Consider the following 24,334-nt stretch of genomic DNA (forward strand, 5'->3'; position numbering starts at 1 on the left):
TGTGGCTCCCTTCAGGCGTATAGGTCTTCGATGGTGGCCGCGTACCGATCGGCGATCGGTCGACGGCGCAGTTTCATGGTGGGGGTGAGAACGTCGGTGCCGGGCTCCCAATACTCGGGGATGATGGCGAACTTCTTGATCTGCTCCACGCGGGACAATTTCGTGTTCGCTTGCGCCACAGCGGACTCCACGATCGCGCGGATGTCAGGGTCTTTGCTGAGCGTGGCGGCGTCCGCGGCCAGACCCAACCGTTGGGCTTGCGCGACGGCGGCATCGGGGTCGAGCGATATGAGTGCGACGTTGTACTTGCGGTTGTCGCCGATGGCCACGGCGTGAGCGATCAACGAGGAGGATGCCTTGATCCAATTCTCGATGTTGCTGGGAGACATATTCTTTCCAGAAGCGTTGATGATCAACTCCTTCTTCCGATCGATGATGCGCAGGTAGCCATCCGCATCCAGCTCGCCTATATCGCCCGAGTGCAGCCAACCCTCGGAGTCGATGGCCTCGGCGGTGGCGTCCGGCCGATTGAGGTAGCCCTTCATAACGATAGGTCCGCGGACCAGCACCTCGCCGTCATCGGCAATTCGCAGTTCGCTGCCGGGCACGATAGTGCCGACGGTACCGAGCCGAACCCTGCCCGGCGCGGACAGCGTCGCCATCCCGGAGAGCTCGGACATGCCCCAAGCATCGGAAACTTCGACGCCGATGCCGTGAAAGAAGCGCAGTACCTGGGGCGAAACCGGGGCAGCGCCCGACACCGCGAGTTTCACGCGATCCATGCCGATCGCAGCGCGGAGTTTCGACAGCACGAGTGCATCGGCTATCCGCGCCTGGACCGCGAGCGCCGTTGAGACGGGCTTGCCGTCCAGTCGAGCGTCGGAGGCGGCGCGACCAACCGACAATGCCCAGCGGGCAAGCAGGGCGCGACCTCCAGCGGCAGCTTCGACGCGAGATTCGATGGCGGCCTGGAGTTTCTGCCATACCTGCGGTACAGCCCCGAAGACCGTCGGGCGCACATCGACCAACGCGGCAGGGAAATCGGCACGGTCGGCGACGGTGGTCACCTGATTGCCTGCTACTTCGAGAGCGTAGAGCGCCGACCAGCGGTCGGCGACGTGCGCCGAGGGCAGAAACGAGATGACCCGATCGTCGGGGTCGGCTCCGATGAGTGTCTCGGTCGCCTCGAGCATGGCGAGCATATTGGCGTGGGTGAGAGCCACGCCCTTCGGGTTACCGGTGGTGCCAGAGGTGTAGATAAGGGTCAGCAGGTCCTCAGAACCGACAGCGCGCCAGGTCGATTCGAAATCGAAGTCCGCACGACCGGCCGTGAACAACTCCGACAGCGGCACAGTCCCTTCAGGCGTACCGTCGACACAGACAACATGTTCGACCGCTGTTTCCGCTGAACCCGCGAATATCGTTGGTATGAACTGTGTTTCGCCGACGATGAGCTTCGCGCCAGAATCCTTCAACAGGAAGTCGATCTGTTCCGGGGCGGAGGTGTTGTACACCGAGAACGCGGTGGCGCCCAGATGTTGCAGGGCCACGTCGATGGGGTAGAACTCGGGCCGGTTGGTCATCATCAAGGCGACACGGTCACCGCGGCGCACGCCCATCGCTTCGAATCCGGCGGCAAGCGCACGGACCTGCTCACCCCATTCCCGGAAGGTGAGGATGGTGCGGTCACCGACCGTGCGGATAGCGACCTTGTCCGGATCGCGAGCGATGGTCGACTGAAATGCCTCGCACATGGTCGATGCGGAGGCGGCGAATGCGGCCATGTGGTTCTCCTGAATTGTTGAGGGAGATCGGAGGATTCCCGTGTTCAGCGGCTGATGCGGGCGCGGTAGGCATCGCGCGCCCGAGTGTCGATGCCGAGGAAGGCGCGGTCGGCACCGAGTCGAACGTCGTCGACGGGACGGGCAGAGGATTCTCCAGGTCAGGTCCGCGTGTTGCGGACGCGTCGCCAGCCGTCGGCCGCCCAGGGGACGTACCGGAGCCGGATCGGCATTCTGCTGATGATCGGATCCAGGGCGCGTAGGGTGGCAGCCGCGCGCTGGAATCGACGCTCGCGCCGGTCGTCCCAGTCCAGCTGGCAGGCGGCACGCAGCGGTGGCGGCAGTGTGCCGACGATCATGGTGCGGATATAGAGGTTGAGCGGGGCGGCCAGGACCGACCAGATCACCGGTGGCACGAACGACGGTGCGGGAACGCCCTTTCGGATGTATCCGGTCGCGTAGGTGAGCGTCCGGTTCGGCGCGAACCGTTCGAGCATGCTGTCCCAGTACGCGACGAACTCGTCGTATGTCTGTGGCTGGCTCCGGGCGCTGACCCCGTAGTGGCGGTACCAGACCTTGCTCTCCTCGAAGATCTGGACCTTCTCCTCGTAGGAAAGCCTGCGCACGAAAGTATCTGTGCAATAGAGGATCTGGTCGAGAAATGTCGCGTGCGCCCAATAGAAGAGTTCGGGGTTGAGCGCGTGATAGCGCGAGCCGTCGGGCATCTGCCCTTTGATGCCGCGATGGAAGTCGCGCACGGTGCGCCCCCATCCGTAGGGGTCTTCGCTGTAGACCGCTTTGAGCACCGGCGGCGCGGTGCGCAGGGCTCTTCCGAGGAAGTCGCCGAAGATGACCGAATGGTCGGTGACGCCTTGGGCGAGTTCGGCAACGGCGTTCTCGGTGCCGGCCAGACGCTGGAAACCGAACAGCTGAACTCGGAAGTCCCCGTAGAACTTCCAAATCAACGAGTCGGGTCCGAGCCGCGGCATCGCATCGGTGATCTGCTCGTCGACCGGCATCGGTTCCGCTTCGCGCACGTGGTCGTGGTAGGCGGTGTGAGTGTGCTGGTCTGTCATCATGCGCTCCATCGGACATTGCCGTGGGCCGCGCCCGACCGCGGGGACAACCGGATCGGTAGGCCGTCACTCGGGTACGGGCCTGTACCGAATCCGATGGGCGGCTCGTACCCAACCGGCACGGTCCAGCTGAAACGCAGCAGCATCTTGTGCAGGATCGACTTGGCTTCCATACCGCCGAAATACATTCCGATGCACTTGTGCGCACCGCCACCGAACGGCGCGAAGGTGGTCCTGTGCCGCTTGTCCTCACGCCGGTCCGCGGAGAACCGTTCCGGATCGAATCGGTCCGGATCGGTCCACCACGGGGACATACGATGCCCAGACGACAGCGCCACGCCGATCTGGGTGCCCGCCGGAACGTAGTGACCCAGAATCGATGTGTCAGAGACGGTTTCGCGTGCCAACATGCCCACGGGCGAGCACATCCGCAGTGTTTCCTTGAAAACCAGATCAAGCGCGGGCAACCGGTCCAGATCGTCGTAATTCAGGCTGTCCTTGTTCAGAGCGATGCTCTCGGCCCGCACCCGGTCCTGCCACTCTGGATGCCGGCCAAGGAAATACGTCATCATCGCGATGGTCGTCGTGGTGGTGTCATGGGCCGCCATGAGCAGGAAGATCATGTGGTTGACCACGTCGTCGTCGGTGAACCGTGCCCCGTTCTCGTCCTGCGCCTGGCACAACACCGAGAACATTTCCGGCCCGGGGTTCGCGCGCTTGGCCGGTAGCTGAGCGCGGAAGTACTCCTCGAGAACGCGCCGTCCACGCAGACCCGCGTGCCAGCGCCCGCCGGGGACATCGGCGCGCACGATCGCCAGCCCGCCTTCGACCGTCGCGGTGAACGCACGGTGCAGTCGTTCGGCCTCGGGACCGAGCTGGGCCCCTACGAACACCTTGGTGGCGATATCGAGCGTGAGCTGTTTCGCGGTGGGGTACATGGGAAACCGGTTGCGGGGTTCCCAAGCGCTCAGCGCCTCGTCGATGGCGTCGTTCATCGTGGACAGGTATCCGACGAGCCGCGGGCGCGTGAACGCCTGTTGCAGGATGCGCCGGTGGAACATGTGTTCCTCGGCGTCCATCAGGATGATTCCGCGACGGAAGAAGGGGCCCAGGAAGGGAATCCAGCCCGAGTTGGCGAATGCCCGGTCACGATTGGCCAGCACTTCTCCCGCCGCCTCCTCCCCGACCGCGAGCACGAGCCGGGTGCCGAACGCACTGGTCCAATGCACCGGCCCGTAGCGGTTACAGAGGTGCCGCTGCAGCCCCAGCAAATCGTCGAATACGTTGAGCGAATAGCCGACAAGCGGCAGTCCGCCGTCACCGCGTACCGGGAGCAGGTCGCTTCCAGCCGGCGGTTGCGCCAGGTCCGACGGTCGCGCGGGCAGGCGCAGCACCGCAGCGGTGACAGCTGAACTCGCCTGCCGTGCAAGTGAAGTGATCATGACCGCTCCGCCTGTCCCGCAACACGACGACGATATTCGGCGCGCTCGGCGCTGTTGCCGGCGGCGAGCCCACGCTCGCCCAGTCCGCCGACCCGCAGAATCGTATCGACGACGCCACCGGGCAGCAGCTGAGTCATATCGACTGCCGAGCCGAGCCAGCGTGGCAATACGGTCTCGGCGCGACGATGGCGGACGGTGTCGACGACGGCGCGGGCGACGTCCTCCGGTTCCAGTGAAAGCGGGCCGGGCAGGCTGGCCCCGGAACCCAGGTCGGTGTGCACCAGACTCGGCATCACCGCGCTGACGCTTACGCCGAGTTCGGCGACCTCGGCACGCACCGAGGTGCTGAGTCCGAGCACGGCGTGCTTGGTGGCGCCGTAGACCGCCCCTCCCGGCGTTGGCATCTTGGCAGCGAGGGAAGCGATATTGACGATGTGGCCCCGCCTTCGCTCGATCATGCCGGGCAGCGCGGCGCGCATGCCGTGGATCGGTCCCCAGAAGTTCACATTGATCTGCGCGGTGCTGATGTTGTCCGGCTCGTCGAGGAAGCTGCCGAGCGGCATGATCCCCGCGTTGTTGACCAGGATGTCGACCGGCCCGGATGCGGCGAGGAAGGCCTCGACCGATTCGCGGGAGGACACGTCGAGAACAACAGCACTGCAGCCGATTTCGTCGGCGGTGGACTTGGCCGCCGCTTCGTCGAGATCGCCGATCGTCACGGCGGCGCCGTGTGCTGTGAACAGTGCGGCCGTGGCGCGTCCGATGCCGCGGGCACCGCCGGTGACGGCGACGACCGCTCCATTCAGACCGATTGCTGGGTATGGGGAGAGCAGGGACATCGTTGTTCCTTTGAGTGTCGAATCAGAGGCCGAGACGGCTGGGGCCGCGGCCGTGGATCAATCGGGCCGCCGCAGCGAAGAGCCTGCGACGGGCGGGTGTGTAGGGGAACCAGAAGATGTCGTTGGCTGGCAGCGGCATCCAATGGGACGCGACGACCTTGGTGTGCGTGAACTTCAGCAAACCGGTCTCCGACAGGCGGGAGCCGACACCCGAAGATTTCCAGCCGCCTTGCGGCACATCGGCGCACACCATGTTCGCGACGAAATCGTCGATCGAGACCGCGCCGGCCTCGAGGCGCTCGGCGATGCGTTCGCCTTCACCGGTGTTGGCTGCGAATACCGAGGCAGACAAGCCGAATTCGGAATCGTTGGCCAAACGTACAGCTTCGTCGGCGTCAGCGACGCGCACGATCGGCAGCACCGGACCGAAGGTCTCCTCGCGCATCACGGCCATGGAATGGTCCACGTCCACCAGCACTGTCGGCTCGAACCAGGTTCCCGCACGGTCGATCCGGTTGCCACCGGTCAAGACCCTCGCACCCTTGTCCACCGCCTCGCGAACGTGGCGATCGACGATGTCGAGCTGGGGCGGATGGGTCAGCGCACCGACATCGCTGCGGTCGTCGACCCCGGATCGGAGCGACTTCACCTTCGCCACAACGCGATCCACGAACTCGTCGTAGACGGAATGCTGCACATAGACCCGTTCGAAGCCCATGCACACCTGGCCGTTGTTGGCGAAACCACCGTATACCGCGCAATTGGCGGCACGAGCGATGTTCGCGCCCTCGAGCACGATGAGCGGATCTTTACCCCCCAACTCGAGGCTGACGGGCGTGAGAGACTCCGCGGCGCGCACCGCAACTCGGCGGCCGGTGGCCACTGATCCGGTGAACTGGACGAAATCGGCAGCATCCACAAGCGCGGCGCCGACGTCACCTGCGCCGAGAAGCACATCGAGAACCGGTGGCGCACCGATATCTTCGCGCCACCCGCGCACCGCTTCGACGACCGCGCGCGGATTGACCTCGGACGGCTTCAGCGCGACCGCGGCCCCTGCGACCAGCGCAGGCAAGGCGTCACCGATCGTCAACAGGAGCGGGAAGTTCCAGCCCCCGATGACACCGACCAGCGGGAAGGGTGAACGGTGCACGGTGTAGCGCTTGCCGAAGGTCAGTGGTGACGATCCGCGAACGGATTTGGGCGCCAGCAACCGGGGTGCGACCCGAATGTAGTAGTCGATGATCTCCTGCAGGAGGGTGGTCTCGAGGGTCGGCTCGTTGCGGACTCGCCCGCCTTCTTCCATCGCGATCTCGACGAGGTGATCGGCGTTGTCGAGCAACCACTTCCGATACCGTTTGATCCAGACCAGGCGGCCTTTCGGCCCGATCTGCTCCCACTCCCTTTGCGCGTCCCGCAGCCGCTCGGCGACGACGGCGACATGCGCGGCATCGTGGGCCGGGATTTCTTCGATCAGCGTGCCGTCGGCCGGCCGTTGGATTTTCAGAGTGGTCATGGCGTGTCTCACTTCCGAAACCGCTGGACAAGGCGCAGTGACCGTCCGAGCGGTACTCGGATCGCATTGGGCAGATCGCGGGCCGCCGACAGCGGGCCCGCCAGCGCGACCGTGAACACACTGCCGAACGCGGGACCGGTGACGTCGTACTCGACTCCCGCGATGCTGACCGCGCCTTCCAGCCGGGAGTAGCCGGTCACGAAAGCCACCTTGCTCCCGCCAGGGGCTTGTTTGATCGCCCGCTGTGCGGCGGGATTGCGAGTGAAGGTGAGATCGATCGAGCCGACCTCGTTCTCGTCGGTCAGCCGGAACTTGTGCGTGTACCCGACACCGTCGTAGGTCCGGCGTTCGAGAACATCGATGCGGCCGGTGACGAACAGATGATGCTCGCTGCCATCGGCACAGATCGACGCGAAAGGCACCGCCTTGCCGTTACGAATGAAGCCACCGGCTTGCACGATGATGCCAGAGGGGCCCGCCGAGGGCGACCAGTACCAGTTCCAGCCCTCCACAAAGGTCGGCAGATCGGTCTCCCCCAGGAAAGGCTCGAGCCAACCAAGAGTCCCGAACAGATGCTCCAGATAGCCCACACCTCCGACGTCGTAGGTGGTATCCCCCACCCGGATCGTGCCTTTGGCGAAGGCGCGGTAGACCACCCAGTGCTTCAGCTGATTGTCGATGTAGCCTTCACGCGCCTCGGTGACGTCGGCTGAGTAGTCCAGGTCGACCTCGATCCGCGCGCCGCTGGCCGCCTCCCCTTCCAAATGCTGTGTGTAGGAGGGGAACCCGCCCCGCAGGTAATTGCGCCCCTGCGTCACCTCCAACGCATTCGCGCTCGCGCGAATGGAACCGCGCGCCAGCGGCCCGCTGCCGAAATCGGCGAAGATGCCGCCTTCGGGGGAGATGATGACCCGCCGATGCTCCTCGATCACTCCTTCGAACTTCGAGAAGATCGAGATCAGGGTCATCCCGTCGATCGGCGCGCCCGGCGACTCGATCTGCAGGTTGGTGTACCACCACTCGACGGGATGCCGATCCGTGCTGGCGGTTTCGCCGACGTCCGATGGTGCTAGGTGCTCGGCTACTGACGTCACTGCCACTCCCAATCTGTCACGATCGCGTTCTAGATAATCTGGTACTCTAGCGTGACAGATAGGCCGGAAGTGGTCAAGGCACAAGCCGGGAGAACCCATGACACCCAGGGAGCGACGCATCTACGGCGGGGAAACCGCCGAACAGCGCGCCGGACGCCGCCGCGAAGGCTTCATCGAGGCCGCGATCTCCGTCGTGGCATCCCGGGGCTGGCGCCAACTGAGTGTCGAAAGAATCGCCGAACGAGCCGGCATCGGTAAGCGCTACTTCTACGAGTGCTTCACCGACCTCGACACCCTCGCCGCCGCGGTCATCGACAAGTTGAGCACCGAAGTCCTGTTGCTGTCCGTCGCCGAAGACAACACCGCCCCCTTGGAGCAGATGATTCGCGCGATGGCCGGCAACCTCACCAATTACGCACTGGCGCAACCAGATCGAGTGCGGGTGCTGTTCAGCGAGATGGCCGCCACCGAAGCCGCCGCCAAGCGCAGGACAGAAGCTGTCCATCGCATCGTCGAAGTGCTCGCGGCCGAGGTTCGCGCCATCCACAACGAGGACAACTGGCTGATCGATATCACCGCCACCGTCTTGGTCAACGGCAGCATCCAAGCAATCATCGACTGGCTCGACGGCACACTCGCACTCACCCAACAGCAGTTCATCGACCACATGACAACGCTGTGGTTATTGAATTCCGAAGGCGTACGAACCGCACACTCGCCACTACGGTAGCGCCACGACGTTCGCACTGGGCCGCGCCACCGACCCGGCATCTCCTCCAAGACTTCACATCCAAGCATCGCCAGCCACGGCAGTCATCCGATCGACAAGCTGGTCCGCAGTCGCTTCGATCCACCGTCGAGCCAATTCAGCAGCATCCGCATACTGCCGTGAACGAGAATGGATACGGCAACACCGACGGCGAGATCGGTCACCGTTCGGACAACCCGGGCATCCGAAGCCATCCGTCGCCGATCGGCGCGCTCGTCGCGCGTTTCACCTGTATAGGTCGCCGCTTGCTCGCCTCCGGAATTCGCTTCCCCGATTGGCCTTGACCACGGTGCGTCGCTCTGGCACTGTAACGTACCAGACCATTTGGCACATGTCTGTACCAGATCATACGGCTGGAGAGCATGCTTTGCTCGCGGCTCCCACGTTCGAAGGAAAAACTTTGCAACCAAACACCGTCGCGCAAGGCATCGGACTCGATCTGCCCGCCCCGCCCGTCGAGATGGAGGCCAATCTCACTGCAGCATGGGCATTCACGGGGTTCTGCCTGGGAATGTTCGTCCTGGTATCGATCTGGGCGTTATGGATGGCCGCCGCCCGAAGAGAATGGATCCCGATCGCCCTGCTCGCCGGAGGCGCGCTGTGTGGCTTTGGCGAGCCGCTGGGCGACATCCTCGGCTTGACGTGGTATCCCGTCGACACGCCGCTCATCGCCTTCACCTGGCTGGGGCGCGTCATCCCCCTGTATGTGCCGCTGGGTGAGGCGATGTTCATCGCGCTCGGCGGTTACGGTGTCTACAAGATGCTGCAGCTCGGCACACCACCTAAACGCCTGCTGGGAATTATGGCGGCCTTCGCACTACTCGATGCGGTCATGGAGATCGCCGCAGCACAAAGTGGCGTCTACGTGTATTACGGCAACAACCCGTCCCTGATCTTCGGGCTTCCCGCATACGTGATCATCCAAAACGGGGGCATGTCGATAGTTGTCGGGTGGGCCGCCTACTTTGCCACTCGCAACTCACCGAAAATGGCCCTGGCACTTCCATTCGCGATTCCGTGCCTCTACGGCGCTTACGCGTTCGGATGCACTTGGATGGTCTACACCGCGATCAATGCCGATGCGCCCACATACATTTCCGCGCCACTCGTAGTCGTTTCCCTCGTCACCAACTTCACTGTCCCGTACCTCCTCGTCAAATTCAGCACCCGAGATACCTCTGAGAACACGCACACTGCGACGCACGAGGTTGATGATCGAAAGGCCGTGGTGGCCGACATCTGAACGAACAGACGCCAGCTTCGCCGAATCGGCAGGAGTAGCAACCACATGATCCACACGGTCCGGTCATCCCAGATGCAGGCCGTCGACCACACGTACTTCCGCACGGCGCTCACGCGCAGCGGCACGATGCCACCGACCACTCCGACTCGGATCCGCCTCTCGGCGGAGGCGATCCACCGATACGGCATGCTCACCAGCATCCATCCCGCCCTCGGGCCACGCACCGCCCACCCGGCAGTGCTCGAGATCCTGTCCCGCTGCGGCGGCCCGGTCGGCATCCAAGCCGCCGGCGCCGCGAACTCACCGCCATCGCGGTCGAACACACCCCACGCATGGGCGCTCGCCTCGTCGCAGACCGTCACCGTTCCCGGCCCGCGCTCCGCCGAGATCGTGTGCCCCAAACTCGCGGACTCACTGAAAACCACTCTGCTGCAACGGCAAACCATGGCCGCGGACATCGAGAGGATACTCGACGACCACCCTCTTTCCAAGGTCCTGACCTCGATGCCCGGCGTCGGAGTCAGGACCGGAGCCCGCATCCTGCTCGAAGTCGGCGACGGCTCGACCTTGCCCACCACCGGACATCTCGCCGCCCACGCCGACATCGCCCCAGTCACTCACCGATCCGGCAGCTCCAATCCGCGGCGAGTACCCCACCAGATCCGGCAATCACAAACTGAAACGCGCCCTGTTCCTGTCCGCGCCGCCGCGCTACACGCCCCGGCCAGCCCCGCCTATCACGACCGCAAACACGCCGAAGGAAGGAAACACAACGCCGCCCTCATCTGCCAAGCTCGCCGCCGCGGCGACGTCCTTTACGCCATGCTTGAAACCAAACAGCCCTACCGCATTCCAGCACCGGCGGCCTGGTCGCCGGGCAGCTGCCCGGCGACCAGCACGGCTCAGGCGTCGGGCCCCTCGGCACGCCGGGCCCTGGCCGACATGCCGCGCTGCCACCAATCGATCACCTCACCCGCGCCAGCCATGTCTTCGATCAGATGCGCGGCGGCTTCCACCTGCGCACTGGACCCGCCGCAGAACGTCCACAACCGCTGAGCCGCCCGATGGTACTGGTGGATCACGGCGTCGACCTCGAACGCATCCAATTGCCCGGCACGGAACCGGTCCAACGCCCGGCCGACATGCTCGAGCAGCTCGCCGAGCCGCGCTTCGTGATACGCCGCCACACAATCTCGAGCAGCCTGCCGTTCCGCCTTTGACGCCACTCGAATCACGCTACCGACCACGGACTCCGCCAAAGCATCACCAGGCGATACCTCGCCGACCACCCCATGAGCGCGTCCTGGTGAGCACAAACGTCAACGGACGGGTCCAGCACGACAGTTGTATTTCGTTGTGCTGCAGCAGAGTCTGCGCACAACTCACCGTCTCGAGCACCCCGGGCAGCTTCGGCCCAAGAAGATGACGCGGCCGTGTCGCACCGACACAACTGAACGTGCTGAACGCATTTCCGCACGATTCAGATCGGCTCGTGGACGCCCTGGCCGGGCGCTGACGAGTACAGCTCCTCGATCTCTCCCGCGTACTTCTCGGCGATCACTCTGCGCTTGAGTTTCATGGTCAGCGTCACCTCCTCGCCTCCGGCCTCCCAGAACACCGGCAGGATCCGGAATCGTTTGATCTGCTCGACTCGCGACAGCTTCGAGTTGCCCGCTGCGATACCGGCTGCGATCGCTCCGATCACACCGGGATCCACGGCAAGGGTCGCCGCCGAGCTGTCGGGCAGCTGGTGCTGCGATGCGTACGGGGCCGCGCTTTCGGCGTCGAGGACGATCAGCGCCGTGTTGTAGGGCCTGCCGTCACCGATCACGGCCATGGCACCGATCAGCGGGGTGGCCGCCTTGACCGCGTTCTCGATCGCGGTGGGCGACATGTTCTTTCCCGCGGCGTTGATGATGAGTTCCTTCTTGCGATCGATGACACGGAGGAATCCGTCGGCGTCGATGGTGACGACGTCGCCGGTGTGCAGCCAGCCGTCGGGATCGATAGCCTCGGCGGTCTTCTCGGGCTCACCCCGATACCCTTTCATCACCAGCGGACCCCGCACCGACAGCTCACCGTCCTCGGCGATGCGTGCCTGCATGCCATCCAGCAACCTGCCGACAGTGCCGAGCTTGGCGTCAACCGGATGGCTGACGCTGCAGATGCACGACAGCTCAGACATGCCCCAGATCTCGGCGATCGGAACACCGAGTCCCGCAAAGAATCCCAGGGTCTGCGGCGGGATTGGAGCGGCACCGGACATCGCCCAGCGCAGGCGATCGAAACCGAGTTTCGCCCGCAGTTTCGACAGCACCGCCTCGTCGGCTCGTGCCCACGCCGCCGCCACGGGGGCAGGGACCGGCCCGCCCGCCAACAGATACCTGCTGCGCTCGGCTGCGACCTCGAGCGCCTGTCGCAGACCTTGACGCCGCTGCGGGTCGGGCTCGGCCGCAACGGAGTATTCGACAGCGGCCTTCAGTTTCTCCCATACTCGCGGCACCGCGCCCCAGATCGTCGGACGCAGGTCGGCCAGGGCGGCGCCGATCTGCTTCGCATCAGCCACCGTGGTCACCTGGGTTCCGAAGACCTCCTGGAAGTACAGCCCGGTAAGCCGGTCCGCGATATGCGCGGTGGGCATGAAAGACGTGACGCTGTCACCGAACTCGATGCCGAGCACATCTCCGACACTGTATGCCTGAAACATCAAGTTGGCGTGTGTGGTCTCGACGCCCTTGGGGTTGCCCGTGGTACCGGAGGTGTAGATCAGGGTCGCCACATCGTCGGGCCGCACCGCACGCCAGGCCGCCTCGAAGTCGAACCCCGGATCGCCGCCGGCGATCAGTTCGGGCACCGACAGTGTCCCCTCGACGGCGTCGTCAACGCAGACGATGTGTTCCACGGCCACACCGCAGTCTCGGATCCGCTCGACGTACTGCGGTTCGCAGATCACCACGCGCGCTTCGGCATTCCCGAGGACGTGGGCCAGTTGCTCGGGGGCGAGGGTGTTGTAGACAGAGAACGATGTCGCACCGAGATGCTGCGCGCCGACCTCCAGTGGATAGAAGTCGATGCGGTTGCCCATCATCATCGCGACGGTGTCCCCGTGTCCGACACCCAGTGCCGCCAATCCGGCAGCGGAAGCTCGGACACCGTGCGCATACTGCGCCCAGGTGAGGGTTCGGGTATTGCCCGGTGTACGCAGGGCGATACCCGCCGGATCCACCGCGGCGTTGTACTGGAAGGCCGCGCAGAGCGTTTCGAATCGTGACTGGTTCATCTGTTGGCTTTCTGGGGTTGGGGCGGTCATGATGTAGTCGCTCGCTGCTCGACCCGGCGCAGGAGATCCTTGACCTTCGGGTTGGCGGCGAGGTGCGCGTCTATCACGACATTGATCACACCCCGCAGCAGCGCGTAGGGCTGCCAACCGCGCGGCGCTATGGTCCGCGGCGCGCGACGCTCGATGCCCTCAGCGATTACCGTCGCAGCTTCGGCGGCGGTAATCCGAACGTTCAACGGCCAGGGCATAAAGGCCTCCAGTGCGTGGCCGAGATCGTCTCGGTCGAGCATCGCGTGCGTCATCTCGGTCTCTACGAGACCGAAGTAGGCAACCCCGGCGCTGGCCTCACAGGCCGCCAGCTCGACACGCAGCGCACGGCCGAACTGTTCGACGGCTGCCTTGCTCACCATGTAGGGGGACCCGGCCATACCGGGTGCGAAGGCGGCGCAGGACGAAACGACAACCACGTGCCCGGAGACCGCAATGACATGTTCCAGCGCTGGTCGAACGGTATTGAACACGCCGACCAGGTTGATCCCGATTACCCGGTCGAAGTCGGCGTCGTCCATGACACGAACCGTGGCCGGATTCGGCGTCACCCCCGCGTTGGCGATGACGATATCGAGACGACCGAAATGCTCGACGGTGTCCTGCACCGCCACCTGCATCGCGGCACGGTCCCGCACATCGGCGACGACGGCCAGGGCGGCGGACCCGAGTTCCGACACGACGGCCCGCACCGACCGTTCATCGACGTCCACGGCGGCGACGCGGGCGCCGCGACGGTGCAGAATTCTCGCCAGCTCGCGGCCGATACCCTGGCCGGCGCCGGTGATCAGCACCGTCTTACCCCGTACGTCGTACGGCGGCGGCGCGGACTTTCGGACCGGACCGAGAAGCGTTCTGTTCATAGGTGGCTGACCTCGTAGGATGCATGATCGAATGTCGCGGTGCGACGGCGGTATTCGAAGCTCCAGTTGGGGTAGAGCCCGGAATTGTGACCGTCGGGTGTCGTGTAATAGCTCTGGCAACCTCCGGTGAGCCACACTGTGTCCGCGCTGCGCCGCTCCATCTCCGCCACGAACGCGTCCTGCGCCTCACGGCGGACCTCGATTCGCCCGGCACCGACGGCACGTACCCTTCGCAGCGCCTCCACGATGTAGGTGATCTGGGATTCGATCATGAAGATCGCGGACTGATTACCGGCCGCGCCGAAGGGTCCCAGCGTGAGAAAGAAGTTCGGAAAGCCCGCGAGGGCCGCGCCAAGATAGCTCTGCCGCTGCTTACGCATCACCTCGCCCACAGAGACGCCCTCGGACCCGATTATTCGGTCGTATGCGGCAGCAAGAGGTTCGAACCCGGTGCCGTAGATAATCGCGTCCACCGGTATCTCGACGCCCGCCCGGGTGACGATCGATCGAGCCCGCACCTCGGCAATGCCGTCGGTGACGACATCGACGTTGGGCCGCCCTAGCGCTGGCAGGTACGCGTCGGCGAAAATCGCCCGCTTACAACCGATCATGTAGTCCGGCGTGAGCTTGCGGCGCAACTGCGGGTCGCGTACCTGACGACGCAGTTGCAGTTTGCCGATGGCCTCGTACGGGTGCCGGAATCGGTTGTCGATGAACCCGACCGAGCCGAAGCCCTCGATCGCCACGTACCAGGCTCCGCGAATTGCTTTGCCTACCAACGGGACACTGCGTAGAAGTCGCTGTGTCGCCGAACTGGTGCGGCGATCCAGCCGCGGCATGATCCATGGCGCCGAGCGCTGGAACACGGTGAGGAAGACGACCTTCGGCTGGATCTCGGGAATGAACTGCACTGCCGAGGCACCGGTACCGATGACTGCGACGTTCTTGCCCGCCAGGTCGTAGTCGTGATCCCAGTGCAGGGAGTGGAACGTCGTGCCCTCGAAGTTCTCCAGTCCGGGCAGCACCGGATACTTCGCCTCGGCGAAAACACCCGTGGCCGACAGCAGGAAGTCCGCCGTCAGCGGGCCACCGGCGGTGTCGAGCCGCCAGAGGGCCTCCTGCTCGTCCCACCGCGCCTCGAGCACTTCGCAGTTGTATCGGATATCGCGGTCCACACCGTGCTTCACCGCGACGGACCGGATGTATTCGAGGATCTCGGGCTGCCGCCCGTAGGTGCGCGACCAACCCGGATTCGGCGCGAACGAGTAGCTGTACAGGTGCGAGGGCACATCGCAGGCGCATCCCGGGTAGGTGTTGGCCTGCCACGTGCCGCCCAGGTCGTCGGCGCGTTCCATCACGACGAGATCACCGAACCCCGCTTCTCGCAGCTTGATCGCCAACCCGATGCCGCCGAAGCCCGCGCCGATGATCGCGATCTGCCTATGTTCGATCGGGTCGGTCATCGCCTCGCCTTCCTTCCGTGTAGTACGGACACGAGCAGGTCGACGATTCGGTCGACGGTCTCGGTACGAGTGAAGGTGGTCAGCGCCAGGGGTGACGGAAACCGCTGCTGCGTGGTTGATTTGGCGTAGGCGAACTCCTTCAGTCCCTCCGGTCCGTGCACGCGGCCGAATCCCGATCCGCCGACGCCGCCCAGCGGCAGGCTGGGGATGGTGGCGTGCGCGACGAACGCGTTGACCGAGACGCCGCCCGCGCGAATCCGGTCGGCGATCGCCCGGCCGTTGCGACGGGAGAACACCGTGCCGCCGAGCCCGTAGGTACTGGCATTGACCCGTTCGAGCGCCTCATCCATGTCCCGCACCCGCGTAACGGTCAGGGTCGGTCCGAATGTCTCCTCGGTAACGGCGGCCGAATCCTCCGGCACGTCCACCAGGATGGTCGGCTGCACGAAGTGGCCGTCGATGCTGTCCAGCCCACCCAGAACGGCCCGGCCACCACGCGACAGCGCGTCTTTCATATGGCCGCGAATGATGTCGAGCTGTTTCGGCATGGTGACCGGGCCGATCTTCGCCGCCCCCGTCCCTGCCCGCAGCCGCATGGCGAGGGCGCGGAGTTCGATGAGGAATTCCTCGTAGACATCCGTGTGGACGTATACGCGTTCGACTCCCAGGCAGGTCTGCCCCGCATTGGACATCCCACCCCACACCGCTGCGTCCGCGGCGGCGTCGACATCGGCATCCGCGTCGACAATCAGCGCGTCCTTGCCGCCGAGTTCCATCAGGACGGGCGTCAGGTTCTCGGCGCAGGCGGCCATGACCTTCTTGCCTGTCGCAGCGGAGCCGGTGAAACCGATCTTGCCGATATCGGCTCGACACAGCGCCGCGCCCGTTTCGCCGAATCCGGTGATCGCCTGCAACACAGGCTGTTCGGGCACCGCCCGTGCGAACGCCGCGACCAGCCACTTCCCGACGCCGGGGGTGAATTCGCTGGGCTTGAACACCACCGCATTGCCAGCGGCCAGGGCGAACGAGATCGACCCGAGTGGGGTGAATACCGGATAGTTCCACGGTCCGATCACCCCGACGACGCCGAACGGGCGATACTCCACCGCACAAGCCTGATTCAGAGTCAGCAGGCTCGGGGCCACCGACCGCCGGCCGAGCACCTGCTCCGCGTTCGCCGCCGCCCACGCCAGATGTTCGAGTGCCATCGCGATCTCGAGTTTCGCGTCGGAGATCGGCTTGCCCATCTCCTGGCGCATCAACTGCGCGAGTTCCTCTCGGCCCCAGGCGATTTCGGCGCGCCAGGCGTTCAACCGCCGAGCCCGCTCCCGAAACCCGAGCGCCTCCCACCACACCGCACCCTGATGGGCGTGTGCCACGGCCTCATCGACCTCGGCGGCGGTATGTATCGGGTACGTGCCGACCACCGCCCCCGTCGCCGGATTACGCACATCGAAGGTGGAGGCCCCCACCTGCGAACTGCCGGAACGTTCTCGGGTGGCCATCATTCGTTCCCCGCTCCCACCGGAGCTCCCGCCCGGTGAACAATGCCGTTGGCGATGGAGGCGGTGATCCGTTTCGTGACCGAATCCATCGCCCTCAGCAGCGGCTGGAGCATCCGGCCTCCCTCGACCGCGAATGTCCATGTCAATTGGGTGCCAGAGTCCGTCGCGGCGAGCTGGAGGTCTTCGGCGAATCGCCGCAACCCCGGGATCGAGGCGGATTCGACCGAGAACGACATGCGCTGTTGCTCGTCCCAGCGATAGAACCGCTCGGTCAACGCCACCGCGTGTCCGAGGGTGACAACCCGCGTCGCGCCGACGCCGAACGGTCGCGGCGACGTCCACCGATGCCCGCTGATCAGAGGCGACCAGGACACCAGCGCATCATCCGCGCTCAACCAGGCCCAGACCTCACTCAGCGGCGCCGGAACGTCAACGACGTGAACATGCCGGTTCCTCGCGCCGGCGAGGAATTCGTCATCGGATTCCTTCAAGGAGAACGCGGGGGACATCGAAGCGCTCGGTCCTTCCTGTCTTCGACGGCCCATGGTCGGGCCGTCACCTGCCGATATGCGGCCTAAAAGCGGCACATCGCAACTTGCCACGCCAGCCTAGCGCATTACTGCAACGAATTACGAGCATTGTTGCAAACTGACGGTCGTCACTCGAATTGCTACCGTTTGCCCTATGGCCGCGGCACCGAGCACAGTCACCCCAGCAGAAACCCGGATCCTCGATGCCGCGCTCGATCAGTTCGTCGAGGTCGGCATCAAGAAGACGACGACCGAGGACATCGCCCGCCGAGTGGGACTCGACCGCGCCACCGTGTACCGCCGTGTCGGCTCACGCGACGACATCGTCAATGCCGTGTTCAATCGCGAGGTCGCCCGAGTCATGTCCGATCTCACCGCGCTACCGGACCGCCACGACAACCTCGACGACCTCGTCGCCGATCTGTTCGTCACCGTGGTCACCCACTGGCGCACCCACCCGTTGGTGAACCGCCTACTGACCCTCGAACCCGAACGCGTGGTCCTGGCTCTCACGATCAACAGCGCCGGCACCTTCCCGATGTCCATCGCCACCACCGAAACGATGCTGCGCGCCGCGGTCAGCGCCGGCCTGCTCGCTGACCACGACGACCTCACCGCCCGCGCCGAAACCGTCTGCCGCCTGGCTCATTCGGTCCTCCTCGCTCCCCATGGCCGGATTCCCCTCGACACCGAAGAACAGCTCCGCGACTACGCACTGCGGCATCTGGTTCCGATCATCGCCCGGTGAGGAATTGGACTCGATCTCGTGGGGCAAGAAGGTCGGCACGGAGCACGCTGCGCGCCTGAGCCGCTTCGATGACCTGGACTGACTCGTCGTCGATGAACCGCTGCGGGTTGGTTTCGACCCTCTCCGCCACCGCCGCGTCGCCGATGCTGGCATCGACAACTGCTGTGATCAGCGGGAATTCGCGAAAGCGAACCTCAACGAACTCGGTCAGCGCGGACACGAGCCCGTCCCCCGTTTTTGGACCTCGTTCTCCTGCTCCAGCAACCGGATTCGCCGTTTCGCCGCCCGCAACTCGGCAGACTCGCTGCTGCTGGTGCCGGGCTTGGTGCCCTCGTCGACGTCGGCTTGGCGCATCCATTTCGACAGCGTCATCGGGTCGATCCCGAAATCGGCGGCGATCTGCTCGAGCGTCACACCATCGTCGCGGTTGCGAGCGACCCGCACAACGTCGTCGCGGAACTCACGAGGGTAGGGCTTGGGCACAGCGACATCCTCTCAGGCCCACCTCTCGGCAAGCCATCTCGGTTGTCACCTATCCGTGCAGCAGTCCCGTGCGCTAGGAAGCCTCGGCGGCTACCTAGACCAACCCCGCAACCTTCGCAGGGTTCGCGGCACGATGCCACCGAACTGCCTCGCATTATCCTCGGAATCATATTGGTGGAATGGGATTTACGGGCTGACCGTACCGGCGATGCGAGCTTGCCAGAGCCTGAATGCGCGACCCGCAGACGCGGGCCCTGGACCACGCAGCCACCCGAGGAGAGTACGGGGGTGTAATCTCGCTCGACATGAACACATTCGCGTTGCAACCGTGCAGCGCGCCGTGGACTCTTACAGATGCAAGAACACAACAGAAAACGCAATATTGCGTTCCCGCTGCGGCGATCAGCTTTCGCGTGCCGTCGGCACATCCCCGGCCATGCAGGTCGGACGGGTTCCAAGCGGGCCCGATGAGCCCAATATCGATGCGTAAGGGGGCTTTCCACCCCGCGATAGGACGAACTCGAGAACCATTGCCAAATCGTGTATCTCGGTCCACTCCCGAGTGCGCAACACTTGAGCGCGACGTCAAGTTCATGTCACGATTCTGGGAGCGACCGGAGCGCGCGGAGTAGCTGCCCCCACAGGACCGGCGGGTGGAGCGTCGGCGGCACGCACAGGAGGAATGCGATGAGTGAACGACAAACGGAAAATCCGGAGTTCGCGCAGATAGTGCTCAGCATGCCCGCGGCGCGGCATCTGGGTTTCTCGTTCGGTCGAGTGGCCCGGGGCGAGGTGGAGATCGTTCAGCCGTATCGCGTCGAGTTGACCGAGCACAACGGCAACTTCCAGGGTGGCGTGATCGGTTCGCTCGCGGACTTCGCCGGTGGATCGGCGGCGGGCACGTTGCTGCCTGCCGGGTGGGTGAATATGACGGTCGACTACACGGTCAAACTTCTCGCGCCTGCGCGAGGTGAAAAGCTGGTGGCGCGCGGGCGGGTCGTGAAGCCCGGTAAGGCGATCACCGTCGCAGCCGCTGATGTCTTCGGCGTCGACCAGGGCGAGGAAACGTGGTGTGCGACATCGTTGGTCACGATGCGCAATATCGAACTCCCCCTCGCCGGAAACCCGTCACCGGTGTCCCCCGCGAGTCGTGAAGGTTCGTGACCGCGTTGCTCATCCCTCGCCGAGGGCGTAGACCACCGCGTCGTCGAGGGTCAGCGAACGGCCCTTCTCGCAGGCGGCATCGTAGGCTTGCGCACCGATCGCGTTACGGACGCGCTGGTCGCACTCCTGATGGAAGACAGGCAGATTCGGAAAGAGGAATGCGTAATTGCCGACGGTGCCACCCATTGCCTCTGCGGCGGACATCATAACCGCGGCAGGCACCGGCTCACTGTCCTCGGCGGCTTTCCAGGCAAGCACCTCCAGATACGACGCGGCGGATCTCGCGTCCCGCAGCCGATGAGTCAGCCGTAGCCCGCGCTCGAGCAGTTCGGCCGCCCGTTCGCGGTCGCCTTTGCGCCAGCTGTCGATGCCGACACTCCACAACGCCCAGGAGCGGATCACCGATTCGCCGTGGGCTTCCGACAATTCGAGGACCCTGAGATTGCAGGCGAGCGCCGCCTGCGCATCGCCGCGCGAGTCGTGTGCTCGTCCGAGCAGTACCAGCGCGGTCGCCTGCGACACGAGATCAGGGCACTTTTCGACGGCACCGCCGAGGAGTCCGGACGCGCGATCGGGATCGCCTCGCAGGAGAGCCGCGAATCCCTCGGCGACGTCGACGAGTGCACGCGCCGAGGGAACTGTCAGCCGCTCGGTCAACGCCCGCGCCTGCTGCGCCCGAGCGGCCGCGGCCTGCACATCACCTTGATTGCCTGCCAGCACACTGGCGTTGAACAGCATTGCGACGCGTTCGAGTGTCGGCTCGTGCGGCGTCGCGGCCAGCGCCCGGTCGAGCCAGCGGCGCCCCTCGCCGAGCAGGCCGCGGGTCGCACAGAACAGGGCCAGGTCACTGGCCATACGGGATGCGATCTCGGGGGAGTCGGTCACGGCGAACTCGATCGCCTCGCGCAGATTCGGTAGTTCCCGGTCGAGGCGCTCGATCCAACGGATCTGCTGGACGCCGAACCACTCGGCCGCCGCCGCACGGGTCAACCGCCGGTACCACTCGAGGTGCCTGCGACGCAGTTCGAGATGCGCGCCCACGTCCCGAATTCTCTCGCGGCCGTAGTCCCGCAGGGTCTCGAGAAGCCGAAAGCGCACTACACCGTCCGATTCGGTTCGGATCAGAATCGACTTGTCCACCAACGACATCAACAGATCGATCAGATCCTCCGGATGCTCCGCACCGCAAAGAGCTTCTGCCGCTTCGAGTTCGAAGCTGCTCGCGAATACCGACAGCGACGCCCAGAGCCGCTGCTCGGCCGGAGTGCACAAGTCATAGCTCCAGCCGACGCTCCATGCGAGCGTCTGCTGCCGCTGCGGGGCGCCCCGGCTGCCACGGGTCAGCAGCGCGTACCGGTTGTCCAGCCGCTGGAGAATCTGTTCGAGCGACATGGCGCGCAGCTTCGCAGCCGCCAGCTCGATCGCCAAGGGCAGCCGATCCAGCCGGGAACAAATCCGGGCGACGGTGGCCTCGTTCTTCTCGGTCAGCGCAAATCCCGGCACGGTGGCGGCCGCGCGCTCGGCGAACAGGGTCACCGCGTCGTCCGTCAGCGGGGACAGCGGCAGTACCGCCTCCCCGCCGATGCCGAGCCCTTCCCTGCTGGTGGCCAGGATTCGCAGATCGGGGCAGGCGCGCAGCAGCGTCTCGGCGACTTCCGCCGCGGCCTCGACCACCTGCTCACAGTTGTCGAGCACCAGCAACACCTTGCGGGGACGCAAGTATTCGATCAGCACTGCTTGCAACGGGGTGGCCGCGTCGTCGCGCAGACCCAAGCCGGCGGCGACCACGTCGACCACTGCGGACCCGTCGCGGAGTTCACCCAATTCGACCAATTGCACCCCGTCGGGAAAGGCTCCTTCCGCCTCGACAGCGGCGCGCAGCGCGAGCCGGGTCTTGCCAACCCCGCCCACCCCCGTCACCGTGACCAGCGGGAACGTCGCGAGCAGCTTCTTCAGCTCGGCCAGTTCCGCGCCACGGCCGACGAAACTGGTCAGCTCCAGCGGAATACTCGGCCTGGAGCGGAAGCCTGGCCGCGCGATCGGGCGCCGCGCCGGTTGGTCGGGCTCGGCCACGCCCTGGACTGCCGCCTCGTCGAGCGGGAAGCCGAACTTTTCCTGGAGCTGCCGGAGTTGCTCGCCCAACGCGAGGGTCGAGGGGCGGTCGCGCGGATCCCGCGCCATGGCCTTTTCGACGACGGCGGCGACATCGCCGGGGATGCCGTTGTCACGCAGATCGGGGGCCGACTCGGTGGCGATCCGCAGGAACTGGGTCACCACCTGTTCGCCGGTGCGACGCTCGTACGCCGCATGCCCGGTGAGCGCGCAGAACAGCGTCGACCCCAGTCCATAGACATCGGACGCCTCGCTCGGTGGATCACCGCCGAGGATCTCCGGGGCGGTGAACGCGGGCGAACCGGCGAATGTGCCTGCCGCGGTCTCGAACGCCCCGGTGACATACGCGATTCCGAAGTCGGTCAAAGCGGGCTCGCCATAGTCGGAATACAGGATGTTGCCCGGCTTGATGTCGCGGTGCAGGATCCCGGCGCGGTGCGCGGTCTCCAACGCGCCGGCCATCTTCACCCCGAGCCGCAACACATCGGCCAGCGGCAGCGGACCGTGCCTGCGAATGCGCGCCTCCAGAGAACCGCGCCGGTAGTACGGCATCACCAGATAGGGATGACCGCTGGCGGTTTCGCCGATCTGCAGCACGCCGACGATGTTGGGGTGACCCGTCAACCGGCCCATCGCCCGCTGTTCGCGCACGAACCGCTCCCGGTCCTCGTCGAGATGCGCGGTGAGCACCTTCACCGCGACCGTCCGGTCCAGCTCGGCTTGGACGCACCGGTAGACAACGCCGAATCCACCGCGGCCGATCTCGTCGGCCTCGTCGAACCCGGCCGCATGCATCTCCGAGCCGACGGCGGGGCCCACGTCGCGCTGCGTTGTGAAAGGATCGGCCTCCGGCATCGGCTACCTACGATTCACTCCGGGTGCAGGTCCAGCGTACCCACGGCAGCGCGCGATCCGACCTGGCCGGTTTCGAGGCTCACCGTCGCGGGACAGAGACTCGCCCGGTGCCGACGCCACCCGGGCAATGCGACGTGCCGGGCACGACACCCCGAACCGCGGACACCGGTCAGGTCCGCGTTCTCCTCCCCGGGGGGAGAACTCTCCCAGCTGTGCTCCTGTGCAATCGGTCGAGGCACTGTTTACGGAGCTCGACAATCGTCGAGCTGCCGAGTGTGCGCGCGACCGGAGATGCCAGCAGGTGCATCAGGCGCAGGTGGAACTCTCTGGGAGTGAGGCCGAAACGCAGATAGGCCTCTTCGTCGTTGCCACCGTACGGGGCCCACGCGGCGGCGAATTCCAGGATGTCGTTTTCGAAGTGACTCATCGATGCCGATCTTCGGGTCGGAGGGATACAGCTAGGCCCGCGCGACCTCGCGCAGGTGCAGGCACACCTGGTCGATCGCCTGCTTCGTTTGCGCGAACACGCCGAGCTCGGTGAAGAAGCCGTGGAAGACGCCGGGATACCTGGTCAGCGAGACGGGGACCCCGTCGCGCCGCAGCCGTGCCGCGTACGCCTCGGCGTCGTCGCGGATCGGGTCGACCTCCGCGGTCAGGATCAGCGCGGGCGGCAGGCCGTGCAGCGACTCGGCGCGCATGGGTGCCGCGAGGTGGTCGTCCGCCCGGTGTCCTTGGCCGACGTATTGGTCCCAGCACCAGCGCGCGTCCGCGGCGCTCAGCAGCGGCGCGTCGGCGAATTCGGACCACGACGGCGCGGTGAATGTCCCGTCGACGGCGGGGTAGACGAGCACTTGGGTCACGGGGAGGGGGTTGTGCTCGTCGCGTCGGTGCAGGCACAGGGCGGCGGCGAGGTTGCCGCCCGCGGAGTCGCCGCCGATCGCGATGCGTTCCGGATCGATGCCGAGTTCCGGCGCCGTGCGGGTCAGCCACGCGTAGGCGTCGAGGCAGTCTTCCAGCGCTGCCGGGTACGGGTTTTCGGGAGCGAGGCGGTAGTCCAGGGACACGACCGTCCAGCCGGATCCGGCGGCGATCGCACGGCACAGCTCGTCGACTCCGTCCAGGGTGCCCAGGACGAATCCTCCGCCGTGCAGGTACACGAGGGCGGGGCTGTCGCCGTCCGGACCGGCACTGTCCGCGCGGTACAGACGAGCTCGGATCGCACCCGCGCGGGTCGGCACGGTCAGTTGTCCGACATGGTCGAGCGGCGTGATCGGCTCGGCGGACGGCGTCGTGTTCAGTAGCCCTCTGGCCTGCTCGGGGCCCAGCTCACGGAGCGGTTTCCGCAGGACATAGGCGATCATCCCGGCTGCGGCCTTGGCATTGTCGTCGAGCAGGTCCCAGCAGGCGGGAGCGTTGTCGTTCATCTCGGAAACCTCGCAAGTCGTTGACAAGTAGTGATCTGTGCCTCACCATCATAGTCACGTGACTGAGACATATGACCATGAGCTCACGTTCCATTTGGG

21 protein-coding genes and 1 pseudogene are annotated in these 24,334 nt (G+C 65.4%); 7 read left to right on the forward strand and 15 right to left on the reverse strand.

Annotated elements, in window-relative coordinates; all coding sequences use genetic code 11:
* Positions 1-11 precede the first annotated feature (11 nt).
* From AB0H49_RS20605 to AB0H49_RS20630, 6 genes are all read right to left on the reverse strand, one after another.
* Complete coding sequence (locus tag AB0H49_RS20605) at positions 12-1,784, reverse strand: long-chain fatty acid--CoA ligase (protein WP_357253582.1); 1,773 nt, start codon at positions 1,782-1,784, stop codon at positions 12-14.
* A 158-nt stretch (positions 1,785-1,942) separates the two neighbouring features.
* Positions 1,943-2,857 carry an oxygenase MpaB family protein gene (locus AB0H49_RS20610; protein WP_357253584.1) on the reverse strand — a complete coding sequence of 305 codons (915 nt, stop codon included), beginning with the start codon at positions 2,855-2,857 and terminating at the stop codon, positions 1,943-1,945.
* Positions 2,857-4,299, reverse strand: a complete 1,443-nt coding sequence (locus tag AB0H49_RS20615; protein WP_357253586.1) for a cytochrome P450 — start codon at positions 4,297-4,299, stop codon at positions 2,857-2,859. Before AB0H49_RS20615 ends, AB0H49_RS20610 begins: the two co-directional genes overlap by 1 nt.
* On the reverse strand, positions 4,296-5,138 hold the full coding sequence (locus AB0H49_RS20620; protein WP_357253587.1) for an SDR family oxidoreductase: 843 nt from the start codon (positions 5,136-5,138) through the stop codon (positions 4,296-4,298). The genes AB0H49_RS20615 and AB0H49_RS20620 overlap by 4 nt, the downstream gene beginning before the upstream one ends.
* Positions 5,139-5,160: 22 nt before the next feature.
* Positions 5,161-6,654: an aldehyde dehydrogenase family protein gene (locus AB0H49_RS20625; RefSeq protein WP_357253589.1), complete on the reverse strand. Its 1,494-nt coding sequence runs from the start codon at positions 6,652-6,654 to the stop codon at positions 5,161-5,163.
* Positions 6,655-6,662: 8 nt separating this feature from the next.
* The gene (locus tag AB0H49_RS20630; RefSeq protein ID WP_357253591.1) at positions 6,663-7,622 is read right to left on the reverse strand and encodes a hypothetical protein; all 960 of its coding nucleotides are present in this window, start codon (positions 7,620-7,622) and stop codon (positions 6,663-6,665) included.
* A gap of 223 nt (positions 7,623-7,845) precedes the next feature.
* Between AB0H49_RS20630 and AB0H49_RS20635 the strand changes: the two genes are divergently transcribed.
* From AB0H49_RS20635 to AB0H49_RS20655, 5 genes and pseudogenes are all read left to right on the forward strand, one after another.
* The gene (locus AB0H49_RS20635; protein ID WP_357253593.1) at positions 7,846-8,478 is read left to right on the forward strand and encodes a TetR/AcrR family transcriptional regulator; all 633 of its coding nucleotides are present in this window, start codon (positions 7,846-7,848) and stop codon (positions 8,476-8,478) included.
* Positions 8,479-8,636: 158 nt separating this feature from the next.
* Positions 8,637-8,801 (forward strand): hypothetical protein, encoded by a 165-nt coding sequence (locus AB0H49_RS20640; protein ID WP_357253595.1) that lies wholly within the window; start codon positions 8,637-8,639, stop codon positions 8,799-8,801.
* A gap of 47 nt (positions 8,802-8,848) precedes the next feature.
* Positions 8,849-9,760, forward strand: a complete 912-nt coding sequence (locus AB0H49_RS20645; RefSeq protein ID WP_357253597.1) for a hypothetical protein — start codon at positions 8,849-8,851, stop codon at positions 9,758-9,760.
* A 174-nt stretch (positions 9,761-9,934) separates the two neighbouring features.
* Positions 9,935-10,627: pseudogene (locus tag AB0H49_RS20650) on the forward strand (transposase); the annotation flags it as partial.
* A gap of 197 nt (positions 10,628-10,824) precedes the next feature.
* Entirely contained in the window at positions 10,825-10,980 is a 156-nt protein-coding gene (locus tag AB0H49_RS20655) for a hypothetical protein (protein WP_357253599.1), read from the forward strand.
* A gap of 260 nt (positions 10,981-11,240) precedes the next feature.
* Here the strand turns inward: AB0H49_RS20655 and fadD11 are convergent, their stop codons facing one another.
* The 5 genes from fadD11 to AB0H49_RS20680 are packed head-to-tail and all read right to left on the reverse strand — an operon-like array spanning position 11,241 to position 17,521.
* The gene (gene fadD11 / locus AB0H49_RS20660; protein WP_357253601.1) at positions 11,241-13,040 is read right to left on the reverse strand and encodes a fatty acid--CoA ligase FadD11; all 1,800 of its coding nucleotides are present in this window, start codon (positions 13,038-13,040) and stop codon (positions 11,241-11,243) included.
* A gap of 26 nt (positions 13,041-13,066) precedes the next feature.
* Positions 13,067-13,951 (reverse strand): short-chain dehydrogenase/reductase, encoded by an 885-nt coding sequence (locus tag AB0H49_RS20665; protein WP_357253603.1) that lies wholly within the window; start codon positions 13,949-13,951, stop codon positions 13,067-13,069.
* Positions 13,948-15,414, reverse strand: coding sequence for an NAD(P)/FAD-dependent oxidoreductase (locus AB0H49_RS20670; RefSeq protein WP_357253605.1), 1,467 nt, complete (start codon positions 15,412-15,414; stop codon positions 13,948-13,950). The genes AB0H49_RS20665 and AB0H49_RS20670 overlap by 4 nt, the downstream gene beginning before the upstream one ends.
* Positions 15,411-16,919 carry an aldehyde dehydrogenase family protein gene (locus AB0H49_RS20675; protein ID WP_357253607.1) on the reverse strand — a complete coding sequence of 503 codons (1,509 nt, stop codon included), beginning with the start codon at positions 16,917-16,919 and terminating at the stop codon, positions 15,411-15,413. Before AB0H49_RS20675 ends, AB0H49_RS20670 begins: the two co-directional genes overlap by 4 nt.
* On the reverse strand, positions 16,919-17,521 hold the full coding sequence (locus AB0H49_RS20680; protein WP_357253609.1) for an SRPBCC family protein: 603 nt from the start codon (positions 17,519-17,521) through the stop codon (positions 16,919-16,921). The genes AB0H49_RS20675 and AB0H49_RS20680 overlap by 1 nt, the downstream gene beginning before the upstream one ends.
* An 82-nt stretch (positions 17,522-17,603) precedes the next feature.
* Here AB0H49_RS20680 and AB0H49_RS20685 point away from each other — a divergent pair, with 82 nt between their 5' ends.
* A complete protein-coding gene (locus AB0H49_RS20685; RefSeq protein ID WP_357253611.1) occupies positions 17,604-18,197 on the forward strand; it encodes a helix-turn-helix domain-containing protein in 594 nt (197 codons plus the stop codon).
* Here the strand turns inward: AB0H49_RS20685 and AB0H49_RS20690 are convergent.
* Both AB0H49_RS20690 and AB0H49_RS20695 read right to left on the reverse strand, forming a co-directional pair.
* Entirely contained in the window at positions 18,184-18,417 is a 234-nt protein-coding gene (locus AB0H49_RS20690; protein WP_357253613.1) for a hypothetical protein, read from the reverse strand. The genes AB0H49_RS20685 and AB0H49_RS20690 overlap by 14 nt on opposite strands.
* Complete coding sequence (locus AB0H49_RS20695) at positions 18,405-18,680, reverse strand: transposase (RefSeq protein ID WP_357253614.1); 276 nt, start codon at positions 18,678-18,680, stop codon at positions 18,405-18,407. Before AB0H49_RS20695 ends, AB0H49_RS20690 begins: the two co-directional genes overlap by 13 nt.
* A gap of 687 nt (positions 18,681-19,367) precedes the next feature.
* On the opposite strand from AB0H49_RS20695, the gene AB0H49_RS20700 reads away from it, so the two are divergent.
* Complete coding sequence (locus AB0H49_RS20700; RefSeq protein WP_357253616.1) at positions 19,368-19,844, forward strand: PaaI family thioesterase; 477 nt, start codon at positions 19,368-19,370, stop codon at positions 19,842-19,844.
* A 9-nt stretch (positions 19,845-19,853) separates the two neighbouring features.
* Here the strand turns inward: AB0H49_RS20700 and AB0H49_RS20705 are convergent, their stop codons facing one another.
* Both AB0H49_RS20705 and AB0H49_RS20710 read right to left on the reverse strand, forming a co-directional pair.
* A complete protein-coding gene (locus AB0H49_RS20705; protein WP_357253618.1) occupies positions 19,854-22,811 on the reverse strand; it encodes a protein kinase in 2,958 nt (985 codons plus the stop codon).
* 458 nt (positions 22,812-23,269) lie between these two features.
* Positions 23,270-24,235 (reverse strand): alpha/beta hydrolase, encoded by a 966-nt coding sequence (locus AB0H49_RS20710; RefSeq protein WP_357253620.1) that lies wholly within the window; start codon positions 24,233-24,235, stop codon positions 23,270-23,272.
* Positions 24,236-24,334: the final 99 nt, after the last annotated feature.

It is taken from the genome of Nocardia sp. NPDC050713, assembly GCF_040654315.1.
GTDB lineage: Bacteria > Actinomycetota > Actinomycetes > Mycobacteriales > Mycobacteriaceae > Nocardia.